Here is a 12222-nt window from a genome sequence, read left to right on the forward strand (position 1 = left end):
CCAGGGTGCGTGGGCCCGGACGGAGCCCGGTTCACACCGTCAGGGGCACCGGATGGACCTCGTCGGCCCGGTGGCCGGCGCGTTCGTGGATGCGTTGGACCGCTTCGGCCGAAGGTGCTTCGGAGAGGCAGTAGACCGTGCCGGACTGCGGGTCCGCCCATGCCTTCTCGAAGTGGACGCCTTCTTCCTTCTCGATGGCGAGATCCGCCTGGTGGGCCTTCTTCAGGTCCTCTGCCGTGATGCCGTTCATCCCGTGGTGGACGTCCATGAACTTCGACATGACGCCGCACCTCCTTCTGTCTCCGCTTACTCCATCGTGCGCCCGTACGGAGGTGCGGTCGACTCAGGTCGACTCGGTCAGTGGCTGCCCGCGGCCCGTCGCTGCCGGAGCGCGGCCACCCGGCGGTAGAGCTCGACGGCCTCCGCGCCGCGGCCCAGCTGTTCCAGGCAGTGCGCCTCGTCGTTGCGGCTGGCGAGTGCGTCGGGGTGGTCGGCGCCGAGGACCTGCTCGCGGGCGGCGGCGACCCTGCGGTATTCGGTGAGCGCGTCGGCCCAGCGGCCGAGCCAGCCGAGGCCCACGGCGACCTCGCGGCGGCTCACCAGCGTGTCGGGGTGGTCGGCGCCGAGGACCCGCTCGCGGATGGCGCACACGTCACGGGCCTCCGCGAGTGCTTCCTCCCAGCGGCCCTGGCGTCCCAGGTTCACCCCGAGCCCGTGCCGGGCGCGCAGCGTCTCGGGGTCGGCCGGGCCGTTGACGCGCGTACGGTCCTCGATCAGTTCGCGGTACAGCTCCAGCGCCTCGGCGCTGCGGCCGAGCCTGCCGAGGCTTATCCCCACCTCGTAGCGCGCGGCGAGCGTGTCGGGGTGGTCGGCGCCGAGGGCCCGCGCACGCGCTTCGGCGACTTCGCGGTAGGTCTGGAGGGCCTCCGGCCAGTGCCCCAACTGGCCGAGTGCGTACGCCACTTCGTAGCGGGTGACGAGGGTGTCGGGGTGGGTCGGTCCGAGCACCCGGGCGCGGGCCGCCGCGACCTCCTCGGCCAGTTGGTAGGAGTCCTCCAGGCGGCCGAGGCGGCTCAGGTTGTACGCGAGGTTGTGGCGGCAGCGCAGGGTGTCCGGGTGGTCGGGCCCGGCCGTGCGCTCACGGGCGGCGAGCACCGAGGTGTACGTCTGGTGGGCCTCGAAGTGCCGCCCGAGCTGGCCGAGGACGTATGCCATCTCCTGGCGTGCGGCGAGCGTGTCCGGATGCTCGGGGCCGAGCGTCCGCTCCCGCCCCCGCGCCACCCGGCCGTACTCGCGCAGCGCGTCGGCGGCGCGGCCGGTGCGGCTGAGCGTGAAGCCGACCTCGTAGCGGCTGGCGAGCGTGTCGGGGTGGTCGGGGCCGAGGGCGTGCTCGCGTTCGGCGGCGACCGCGCGGTGCACCTCGCCCGCCTCCGCCCAGCGGCCGAGCCGGCCCAGGCTGAGGCCCGCGTTGTGCCGGCTGGTGAGGGTGGCGACCAGCTCGGGGGAGGGCGTGGGCCGCTCGGGCTGCCGGGGGGCCGCGGCGCGGCGGGCGTCGACGCGCGGAATCCACTCGCCGGTCAGGCCGGCGGCCGCGTCGGGCGGGGTGGTGCGCAGCACGGACGCGCCGCTCGCCTTGTGTCCGGTGGTCATGCCGCGCGTCCAGGAGGGCAGCCGCGGTTCGTGCGGCGGCAGGTGGTCGTGGCGGTGGCGCACGGGGGGCGTGGCGACGGTCGGGACGTACGTGAGCGAGGTGCGGCCCGCGGCGATGCGGCGGCCGAGCTCCCGCGCGTCGGGCGGCCGGTCGCCGGGCTCCTTGGCGAGCAGGTCGAGGACGATCCGGTCGAAGTACTCGGGCAGTTCGCCGCGGTGCCTGCGGGGTGGTTCGGGCGGGGTGTCGCGGTGTCCGACGAGGACGGCCCAGGCGTCCTCCAGGTCGAACGGCGGGGCGCCGGTGGCTATCTCGTAGAGCACGCAGCCGAAGGAGTAGAGGTCGCTGCGCTGGTCGACGGGGTCGCCGCCGATCTGCTCGGGCGACATGTAGTGCGGGGTGCCCATCGCGATGCCGGTGCCGGTCAGGCGGGAGGTGAAGCCGATGTCTGCGCCGAGGCGTGCGATGCCGAAGTCGCAGATCTTCACCGTGCCGTCGGCGAGCCGCATGATGTTCGCGGGCTTCAGGTCCCGGTGCACGATGCCCTGCTCATGCGTGTACGCGAGGGCCGCGGCGACCTGGTCGGCTATCTCCACCACGTCGGCGACCGGCAGGGGGTGCTGTCCGTTGTCCTCCAGGAGCTGGCTGAGGTTGCGCCCTTCGAGGAGTTCCATGACGAGGTACAGCACGCCGTCGGACTCGCCGAAGTCGTGGACGACGGTGACGCCGCGGTGCTGGAGCGCCGCCGCGACGCGCGCCTCGCGCCGGAAGCGCTCGCGCAGCACGCGCGCGAAGGACTGATCGTGCTGGTGCCCCATCGGTTTGAGGCATTTGACGGCGACCTGGCGGCCGAGCGACTCGTCGCGCGCCCGCCACACCTCGCCCATACCGCCGCGCCCGATCAGATCCAGGAGCCGGTACCGGCCCTGGATCAGCCTGGTGTCCGCCATCTCGTGCTGTCGCCCCCGTTGCCTCGCTGCGCCCTCCCCGGCCCGTCCAGTATGGCGTTCCGGCCGGCGAGTTTGTACGGGGCGGGGCGGCTGCCGGGGCCGAGTCGGGCCATGGCGCGCAGGATGTGCTTGGGCGGGAGTTGCCAGCGCACACGCGCGGGGATGCGGCGCAGGACGGTGCCGGTGAGGACGAGGCGGCGGGTGACCGCGGCGGGTGGTGGGGCGGCCCTGCCGTACAGCGTGTGGGCGTACGGCGGCAGGGAGGCGTACGCGAGGTTCGCCACACGCCGCCACAGCAGGTCGCGCGCCGGGACGAGCAGGGGGTGCGTCGGCGGGCGCTGAAGGAAGTCGTCGACGGCGCGGGCGTCGGGCCCGGCGGCCAGCCGGGGCCTCATCTCTTCGAAGTACGCGGTGAGTTCGGCCGTCGACGCGGGTACGTCGGCGGGGTCGAGGCCGACCAGGCGCGCGCTCTGCCGGTGTTCGTCGACGTAGCGGTCGGCCAGCGCGTCGGTGAGGCGGAGGCCTGAGCGGCGTACGACGTGGAGGTAGGAGTCGATCTCCGCACAGTGCACCCAGAGCAGCAGTTCGGGCTCGTCGACGCCGTAGCGCTCCCCCGTCTCGGGGTCGGTGGCCTTGAGCATCGTGTGGATCTTGCGCACGCGGGCGCCCGCCTTCTCGGCGACCTCGGTGGTGCCGTAGGTCGTGGTGCCGACGAAGTCGGCGGTGCGCATGAGGCGGCCCCAGGCGTCCTTGCGGAAGTCGGAGTTCTCCATGACGCCGCGGACGGCGCGCGGGTGCAGGGCCTGAAGGTAGAGGGCCCGGATCCCGGCGATCCACATCATGGGGTCGGAGTGCGCCTGCCAGGTCACGGAGGCGGGGCCGAAGAGCCCGGGGTCGGGCTGGGGCGTGAGCCTGTGCTCCGGCCGGGACTCGGACCTCGGCTCCGGTCCCGACTCGGGTGTGTCCGGGGATATGTGCTCGGGCATGGTGCGACCATCTCCTGACGGGTGACGCCGGACGTCGGCGACCAGTATCGCGGCTCTCCGCCTCCCCGCGTCAGCCGCTGCCGGCGCCGCCCTTTACAGCCCGTACGTCCTGCCGATGATGTCGCGCTGGATTTCGCTCGTCCCGCCGTAGACGGTGGAGACGACGGTCGAGCGCAGCAGGGCCTCCATGCCGTACTCGGTGGCGTATCCATAGCCGCCCATCATCTGCATGCCCTCCAGGGTCACGTGTTTGGCGAGCTCGGTGCATTTCAGCTTGGCCATGGAGGCCTCGCGGGCGAAGACGCGGCCGGGTTCGGCGTCGATGGCCACCGCGACGTCGTCGACCAGGAGCCGGGCGCATTCGAGCTCGGTGGCCATGTCGGCGATGCGGTGCTTGAGCGCCTGGAAGGAGCCGACCGGCCGGCCGAACTGCTCGCGCTGCCGCACGTACCGCAGGGTGTCGTCGAAGGCGCGGCGGGCGGTGCCCAGCATCAGCGCGGCGAGGATCATCCGCTCCAGGTTGAGCCCTGCCATCAGCTGCGGCCAGGCCTGGTCCGGGGTGCCGACGACGGCCGAGTCCGGGACGAAGCAGTCGGTGAAGTACAGGTCGTTGACCTCCCGGCCGCCCATCGTGTCGATTCCCCTGACCTCCAGGCCCTCGGCGTCGCCCGGCACCATGAACTGGGTGAGCCCGTCGTGCTTCGACGCGCCGTGGGACGTACGGGCGATGAGCAGGATGTGGTCCGCGAGGTGTGCGTTGGAGCACCAGGTCTTCTGCCCGGTGATCACATAGCCGCCGTCGGCGCGGTCCGCGCGGCAGGTGAGCGCGCCCACGTCGGAGCCCGCGCCCGGCTCGGACATCGAGACGGCCTCGACCCGGCCGGCCGCCACGCCTTCGAGCACCACGCGCTTCTGCTCCTCGGTGCCGAACTTGTCGTAGGCCGCGGCGGCGATGACCGTGGTGCCGAAACCGCTGATCGGCGCGAGGCCGTACGCGGTCTCCTTCAGGAACAGGCACAGGTCCACCATGCCGCGGCCCGCGCCGCCGTACTCCTCCGGGACGACGATGCCCAGCCAGCCGAGCTCCGCCATCTTCTCGTAGAGCTTCTGGTTGTGCGGCTGTCGGCCGCCCTCGGTCAGCTCGTCCCGCTGCTCCTTGGTGCCGCACTCGCGGCGGCAGAAGTCGCCGACCGCCTTGACCAGATCGCGTCGCTCGTCCGTCAGGACTCGGGGCATGGTGCGCGTTCCTCCTCGAACAGACTCGACAGAACACAGGGTGCAGAACGTGGCGCGTTCACTGTGCGGCGGGTGGCGGCCCCAGCATCGGTACGAGGAACCGGCGGGCCACAGCCCGTACCTGCTCCTCGTCGTCGAGGTCGACCACCTGGCTGGGAATGACGAGGAAGGACGCCGAGACCCGGACCATCAGCTCGGCGACGACGTCGACGTCCACGTCGCGCGCGACGTTGCCCGCCTGCTGTTCGCGGCGCAGTCTGCCCGCGACGAACTGCCGCACGACGGCCAGCGTGCGGCCCCCGTCGGTGGTCATGGACGGCACGACCACGTCCGGCTCCGCGTCCATCAGGCCGCCGATGAGCGGGTTGCGGCGGATGGCCCGCAGCGAGCTCGCGAAGCCGAGGACGACGCGGTCGGCGACGGTCTCCGCGCCCCGGACGTCGATGATGAACCGGTCGAAGTACCGCCGGAACTCGCGGCGGACGACCTGCTCGACGAGCGCGTCCTTGGAGGCGAACCGGCGGTAGACCGTGATCCGGGAGACCCCGGCACGGCGGGCCACGTCCTCCATCGTGGACCGCCGGATGCCCACGCGGCAGAACTGCTCGAAGGCCGCGTCGAGCACGCGCCCGGTGACCTCGTCGCCGTCGTCGGCGCCGGCGGCCTGCTCGGCGGCCTCGGCGAACGCACGGTCCAGCACGGAGTCCGAGTCCTGTGGCGCGGCGAGAAAGGGAAATGCGGGTTCCACAGTCTGGTGCTCCGATCCGGGTTGTGCTTCTCTCGATGAAACACAGCTACAGACTCTGTATCAGAGTATCAGGCAGGGTATCAGCCAGCGCTGAGGCGACTCAAGGAGGAGTTCCGGGGATGGACGAACTCAGCAGGCGCAAAATGCTGCTCACCGGCGGCGCGTTGGGCGCGCTCGGCGTGCTCGGCATGGCGTGGCCGGCGAGCGCGCGGTCCACGTGGTCGTGGGCCGCGAGCGGCTCGGTGGCCGGGGCAGGCGCGGGCACGGACCCGCAGTGGGTGTGGGACGACGAGGCCGACGAACTCCTGGGAGCCGTCCTCGCACGGGGCGATGTGCCGAGGGTCAACGCGCTCCTGCGGACCTGGACCCGCAACGACCAGCCCCTGCCCGCCGAACTCCCCCGCGACCTGCGGCTGTTCATGGAGAAGGCGCGCAGGCTGCCCGCCTGGGCGGACCGGGCCAAGCTCGAGACCGCCGCGAGGTTCAACGAGGGCAGGGGCCTCTACCTCAACATCCTCAACGGCATCGGCGGCGGCATGCTGAGCACCGCCCTTCCCCGTGAGGCGCGGGCCGTCTACTACTCCAAGGGCGGCGCCGACATGGAGGACCGGGTCGCCAAGACCAGCAAGCTCGGTTTCGCCGTCGGCGCCCTCGACGCATACCGGCCCGGGGGCACCTGTGTCGTGGAAGCGGTGAAGACCCGCCTGGTGCACGCGGCGGTACGCAACCTGCTGCCGAAGTCGCCGGGCTGGACGGGCACCGGGGACGGCCAGAAGATCCCCATCAGCCTCGCGGACATGCTGGTCACCTGGCACACCCTGCCCACTTACGCGATGCGCAAAATGCGGGAGTGGAAGGTCCCGATCACCTCCGCCGAGTCCGACGCCCATCTGCACGTGTGGCAGGTGACCGCGCACATGCTCGGCATTCTCGACGAGTACATCCCGGCGACCTGGGAGGCGGCCGAGGCACAGTCCGAGCAGCTCCTCGACCCGGTCCTCGGCCCCACGCCGGAAGGCGTCGAGCTGACCGACATCCTCCTGGGGCAGCTCGCCGAGCAGACGAGCCCCGGAAGCATCGACCGGCCCCTCGTCAATGCCTTCGCCCGCTATCTCGTCGGCAACCGGATCGCCGACTGGGACGGCATACCCCGCGAGCCGTTCTGGGAAGCGGCGGTCAAGGCCGCCTGGCCGCCGCTGGTGGCCTACCGCGAGGGCCTCATGAAGCTGCCCCTGGTGCCGCAGATCGCCTGGACGATCGACGAAGCGGCCCGGAAGTACATCTTGTTCTATCTCTCCAAGGGGCGTGAGATTCACATAGACATCCCCGACACCAACCGCCCCGCCTGACCAACGAGCCCTAACCGAGGAGGAGTTCCCTCATGGACGAACTCAGCAGACGCAAGATGCTGCTCACGGGCGGCGCGCTGGGCGCGCTCGGTGTGCTCGGCGCGGCGTCGCCCGCGAGCGCGCGGCCCCTGTGGTCGTGGGCCGCGAGCGGCTCGGTGGCCGGGGCGGGCGCGGGCACCGACCCGCAGTGGATGTGGGACGACGAGGCCGACCGGCTGCTCGGCTCACTGCTCGACCGCGGTGACATTCCGCAGGTCAACCGGCTGCTGCGGAACTGGACCCGCAACGACCAGCCACTCCCCGCCGAACTCCCGCGCGACTTGCGGGAGTTCATGGAGAAGGCGCGCAGGCTGCCCGCCTGGGCGGACCGGGCCAAGCTCGAGACCGCCGCGAGGTTCAACAAGACCAAGGGGATCTACGTCGGTGCGCTGTACGGCCTCGGCAGCGGGCTGATGAGTACGGCGATCCCCAGGGAGGCGCGGGCCGTCTACTACTCCAAGGGCGGCGCGGACATGAAGGACCGCATCGCCAAGACCGCGAAGTTCGGGTACGACGTCGGCGATCTGGACGCCTATCAGCCGCAGGGTTCGATGATCGCGACGGCGGTGCGGACCCGCCTCGTCCACGCGGCCGTACGCAATCTGCTGCCCAGGTCGCCGGGGTGGACGGGCACGGGGGACGGCCAGAAGATACCCATCAGCCAGGCGGACGTGCTGGTCACCTGGCACAGCCTGGCCACCTTCGTCATGCGCAAGCTGCTCGCCTGGGAGGTGCCGGTCTCCCGCGCCGAGTCCGAGGCGTATCTGCACGTGTGGCAGGTGACCGCGCACATGCTCGGCGTCCACGACGAGTACATCCCGGCCACCTGGGAGGCGGCCAACGCCCAGTCCAGGCAGCTCCTCGACCCGGTCCTCGCCCGCACGGACGAGGGGGTCAAGCTGACCGAGGTGCTGCTCGACATCGTCGCCGAGCTCGACGCCGGTGTGACGCGGCCCCTGGTCAGCGCGTTCTCCCGGTACACGCTCGGCGACCGGATCGGCGACATGATCGGACTGTCCAGGGAACCGTTCTGGCAGCCGCTGATCTCGAAGGCCTGGCCCCTCCTGGTGGCCTTCCGGGAGAAGCTGATTCCACTGCCCCTGGTCCCGGAGGCCGCCTGGGCCATGGAGGAGGCCATCCGCAGGTTCGTCCTGCTCTTCCTCTCCGAGGGCAGACCCATCCACCTGGAGATCCCCGACGCGAACCGGCCCGCCTGAGATGACGGAGACGCAGTCGGGCACGCCCGGTATCGGGCGACGCCGCTTCCTCGGATACGTACTCGCCGCCCCGACCCTGGTGGCCGCGGCCCCGCTCGTGCCCGAGGCAGAGGCCGCCGCAGCGGTGCCGTCGCCGGACGTCACCGAACTGCTCGACCTGAACGACGTGATGACCGCGGCGGCCCTGCCGACCTCGCACCTGATCAGGGTCGAGGTCGGCGGGGACGGCACCGTGTCGTTCGCGCTGCCCCGGGCCGAGGTCGGGCAGGGCATCACGACGTCGACGGCCATGCTGATCGCCGAGGAGCTGGACGTACCGCTGGACCGGGTCCGGGTCACCCTGGCCGACGCCCGTCCCGAGCTGGTGTTCAACCAGCTCACCGGCGCGTCCAACACGACCGTCTCGACGTACACCCCGGTCCGGGTGGCGGCGGCCGTCGCCCGGCGCCGGCTCCTGGACGCCGCGGCGGTCGAGCTCGGCGCGGCCGTCGGCGACCTCACCCTGAAGGCAGGTGTCATCACCGACCGCGCGGGCGGGCTGATCGGCATCGGCGCGCTGGCCGGGAAGGCCGCGAGCCGCAGCGCGCGGCAGGTGTCCGTGGAGCTCAAGGAGCGCGAGCGGTTCACCGTCATCGGGCGGCCGCACAACCGCGTCGACGCGCTCGCCGCGGTCACCGGACGCAAGAAGTTCACGCTGGACCTCGACGTTCCGGATGCCCTGCCGACCATGGTGTGCCGCCCACCGACCCTCAACGGCAAGGTCGGCTCGGTGGCCAACCTCCAGGAGGTCCGGGCCATGCCGGGCGTCACCCACGCCGCGGTGATCTCCACCGGGGTCGCGGTGCGCGCGCGGACCTTCGGCCAGTGCATCGACGCCGTACGGGCGCTGCGCGTGTCGTGGAGGCCCGGCACGGCGGAGGGGAAGTCCGACGAGGCGGTGCTCAAGGAGTTGCGGGCGGCCGAGCTGCCGCTCGGGCTGCCCCCTGTGACGCCGTCGGTCGAGGCCTCGTTCACCTTCCACTTCCGCAGCAACAGCGCGCTCGAACCGAACTGCGCGATAGCCGACGTGCGTCCGGGCCGGGCCGAGATCTGGTCCGCCCTCAAAGCGCCGATCGTCGCCAAGCAGGCCATCGCCGCCCGGCTCGGGCTGCCGCAGAGCGCCGTCACCGTGCACGTGACCGAGGGCGGTGGCTCCTTCGGGCGGAAGCTGTTCTTCGACGCCGCGCTGGAGGCCGCCGAGATCTCCAAGGAATTCGGCAGACCCGTCAAGCTGATGTGGCACCGCGCCGACGACTCCCGCCAGGGCCGCACCCACCCCATGGCCACCTCACGTGTCCGTGTCGCCTACGCGGGCGACACCGTGCTCGGCTACAAGCAGCGGCACACCAGCGTCTCCACCGACCTCGGGCACGGCCTCGGCGAGCTCTTCACCGCCATGGCGGCGAAGCTGCCGGTGGGCGACATCGGTTTCTCCCAGACGTTCTTCCACCTCTCCCAGTCGATGCCCTACGACTTCGGCGTGCACAGCCGGCTGCTCAGCGAGACCGACAAGGGCTTCAACACCGGCAGCATGCGCAACGTCTACTCCCCCGACGTCACCTGCGCCCGGGAGCTCGTCGTCGACCGGCTCGCCGCGAAGATGGGCAAGGACCCCTTCACGTTCCGCCGTGACGTCCTCCGCGACGACCGCACGCGGGCGGTGCTCGAGAAGGCCGCCGAGGTGGGGAAATGGGGCCGGCCGATGCCCGCAGGCACGGCGCAGGGCATCGCCGTGCACTCCGAGTACCACTCCACGAGCGCGGTGCTCGTGGAGATCGACTGCCGGCCGGAGACCGTCAGCCGGCCCATTCGCGACGGGGTGACAGGGCCGCGCGTCACGAAGGCCGTCATCGCCGTGGACGTCGGACTCGCCGTCAACCCACGCGGCCTTGAGGCCCAGATGATGGGCTGCCTCATGGACGGCATCGCCCTGACCCTGACGTCGAGCCTGCACCTGCGCGACGGCTACTTCCTGGAGGCCAGCTGGGACAACTACTTCTACACCCGGCAGTGGAACACCCCGCCCGAACTGGAGATCATCGTGATGCCGGCCACGACCGGGAGACCCGGCGGCGCCGGTGAACTCGGTGTCGCGGCGTCGACGGCCGCGGTCGCCTGCGCCTACGGCCGGGCGACGGGCACGATGCCGACGACCTTCCCGATCAACCACGGCACGCTCTCCTTCGTACCCAAACCGACCGTGCCACCCGTCCCCCAGTCCCCCACCGACGGCCTCGACCACGTCCGCTGACAGCCAGGAGCTTCCGTGCCCGAGCACACCTTCCGACTCAACGGCGAGCAGGTCACGGTCGACGTCGCCGACGACGTACGGCTGCTGTGGGTGCTGCGCGACGTGCTGGGCGTCACCGGGCCCAAGTACGGCTGCGGCATCAACGTCTGCAAGGCCTGCACCAGCCACCTCAACGGCAAGGCCGCCAACCCCTGCGCCATCCCCGTCAAGGACCTGCGCCCGACCGACGAGGTCACGACGATCGAAGGGCTCGCGGCCACGGTCGACGCGGAGCTGCACCCGATGCAGCAGGCGTGGCTCGACCAGGACGTGGCCCAGTGCGGCTACTGCCAGCCCGGCCAGATCATGGCCGCCGTCGCCCTGGTCAACCGCGTCGCGGAGGAAGGCCGCCGGATCACGGACGCGGACCTCGACGGCATCCGCAACATCTGCCGCTGCGGCACGTACTTCCGCATCCGCGAAGCGGTCAGGGAGGGCGCCCGGAACATGTGAGCCGCGGGAGCCGGCAGGCGCGGGACCGGACCGGGCCGCTGACGAAGCGCGTCACCCGCGCGACGCGGCCGGCGGCCGTACCGTGCTGCGCACCACCGCCTCCTTGTAGGCTGCCGCGGCGCGACCCGTCAGGACGAAGCGGCGTGGGCGGTCGTCGGCGCGGGTGAACTGGACGATGCCGTCGCGTCTGCCGAGGCTGATGTTGGTGAAGGCGAAGCCGATGCGGACGGGTCCCGGTTCCCTGCCCGCCAGTCTCACCGTGACGGCGTCGGCCGCACCCCTGCCCATGGGCAGGGCCGCCTGGCAGGACATGCGGCTCGTGGCCCCGCCCACCGACAGCCCGGCCGCCGCGTCGCCGACGGCGTAGACCTCGGGGTGCGAGACCGAGCGCAGGGTCGCGTCGACGAGCATCCGTCCGCTCCCGTCCGTCGCGAACCCCGCCGCGCGCGCGAGCTCCGGCGCACGGAAGCCGGTGGTCCACACCACGGCGTCAGCGGCGAACGGCCCGCCGTCGCGAAGGTCCAAGCCGTCCTCCCGCACCGCGGCGACGACGCTCTTCGCATGCACCGAGACGTCCAGTCGCCGCAGAGCGCGCCGCAGGTGGGCGCGGGCTCGTGGCGTGAGCCCGGACCCGACGTCGTCGGCACCGGTGAAGAGCCGTACGCGCAGCCCCGGGTGGCTCTCGGCGAGCTCGGAGGCGGTCTCCAGGCCGGTCAGCCCGCCGCCGACCACCGCGACAGTGCCGCCTGAAGCGATCTCGGCGACCCTGTGCCGCAACCGCGTCGCCTGTGCGTGAGTGGTTACGGCGTAGGCGTGCTCAGCCGCCCCCGGGGCGTCGTCGAGCCGGGCCTCGCTGCCCACCGCGTACACCAGGGTGTCGTAACCGATCGCTTCGGGCGCGCGGTCGACGATCAGGGTCCGACCCGTGGCGTCGATCGACGTCACACGGCCGACGACCAACTGCACAGGCACATCGCCGAGTTGCCGCCGCACCGACGGCTCCACCCACCGCTGCCCGGCCGCGAGCTGATGGAGCCGGACCCGCTCCACGAACCGGTCCGAGGCATTGACCAGCGTGATGGTGACATCGCTGCGGCGCAGCGTGCGGGCGAGGCGCCGGGTGGCCGCCAGACCGGCGTATCCGGCACCCACGATGACCAGGCGATGGCTCATGGCATGACTTCCTCTGGGAGTACGGGCGGCTCGGATGCCGCCTCGGGCGATCGGCGGCACGCCGGTGCCACGCTGCCAGGCCCCGGCCGGCCGG

10 protein-coding genes are annotated in these 12222 nt (G+C 71.9%); 4 read left to right on the forward strand and 6 right to left on the reverse strand.

Annotation, left to right across the window (positions count from 1 at the left end):
- Positions 1–31: 31 nt before the first annotated feature.
- The 5 genes from ACZ4Z4_RS06040 to ACZ4Z4_RS06060 all read right to left on the reverse strand — a co-directional run bounded on the left by ACZ4Z4_RS06040 (position 32) and on the right by ACZ4Z4_RS06060 (position 5520).
- Positions 32–280, reverse strand: a complete 249-nt coding sequence (locus ACZ4Z4_RS06040) for an SCO4226 family nickel-binding protein (RefSeq protein ID WP_398304105.1) — start codon at positions 278–280, stop codon at positions 32–34.
- 77 nt (positions 281–357) lie between these two features.
- A complete protein-coding gene (locus ACZ4Z4_RS06045; RefSeq protein ID WP_468322806.1) occupies positions 358–2598 on the reverse strand; it encodes a serine/threonine-protein kinase in 2241 nt (746 codons plus the stop codon).
- On the reverse strand, positions 2580–3584 hold the full coding sequence (locus ACZ4Z4_RS06050) for an oxygenase MpaB family protein (protein ID WP_468322808.1): 1005 nt from the start codon (positions 3582–3584) through the stop codon (positions 2580–2582). The genes ACZ4Z4_RS06045 and ACZ4Z4_RS06050 overlap by 19 nt, the downstream gene beginning before the upstream one ends.
- 93 nt (positions 3585–3677) lie before the next feature.
- Complete coding sequence (locus ACZ4Z4_RS06055; RefSeq protein WP_468322811.1) at positions 3678–4820, reverse strand: acyl-CoA dehydrogenase family protein; 1143 nt, start codon at positions 4818–4820, stop codon at positions 3678–3680.
- A gap of 58 nt (positions 4821–4878) precedes the next feature.
- Positions 4879–5520 (reverse strand): TetR/AcrR family transcriptional regulator, encoded by a 642-nt coding sequence (locus tag ACZ4Z4_RS06060; protein WP_468322813.1) that lies wholly within the window; start codon positions 5518–5520, stop codon positions 4879–4881.
- Between the two features lie 167 nt (positions 5521–5687).
- Between ACZ4Z4_RS06060 and ACZ4Z4_RS06065 the strand changes: the two genes are divergently transcribed.
- From ACZ4Z4_RS06065 to ACZ4Z4_RS06080, 4 genes are read left to right on the forward strand one after another with little or no spacing between them, the layout of a single operon-like run.
- Positions 5688–6917 carry an oxygenase MpaB family protein gene (locus ACZ4Z4_RS06065; RefSeq protein ID WP_468322815.1) on the forward strand — a complete coding sequence of 410 codons (1230 nt, stop codon included), beginning with the start codon at positions 5688–5690 and terminating at the stop codon, positions 6915–6917.
- A 32-nt stretch (positions 6918–6949) separates the two neighbouring features.
- Positions 6950–8173, forward strand: a complete 1224-nt coding sequence (locus ACZ4Z4_RS06070; RefSeq protein ID WP_468322817.1) for an oxygenase MpaB family protein — start codon at positions 6950–6952, stop codon at positions 8171–8173.
- A gap of 1 nt (position 8174) precedes the next feature.
- On the forward strand, positions 8175–10463 hold the full coding sequence (locus ACZ4Z4_RS06075) for a molybdopterin cofactor-binding domain-containing protein (protein ID WP_468322820.1): 2289 nt from the start codon (positions 8175–8177) through the stop codon (positions 10461–10463).
- A gap of 15 nt (positions 10464–10478) precedes the next feature.
- Positions 10479–10955, forward strand: a complete 477-nt coding sequence (locus tag ACZ4Z4_RS06080; RefSeq protein WP_468322823.1) for a (2Fe-2S)-binding protein — start codon at positions 10479–10481, stop codon at positions 10953–10955.
- 51 nt (positions 10956–11006) lie between these two features.
- On the opposite strand, the gene ACZ4Z4_RS06085 is transcribed toward ACZ4Z4_RS06080, so the two are convergent.
- Entirely contained in the window at positions 11007–12128 is a 1122-nt protein-coding gene (locus tag ACZ4Z4_RS06085) for an NAD(P)/FAD-dependent oxidoreductase (protein WP_468322826.1), read from the reverse strand.
- Positions 12129–12222 lie beyond the last annotated feature (94 nt).

Source organism: Streptomyces sp. NPDC030245 (genome assembly GCF_055572995.1).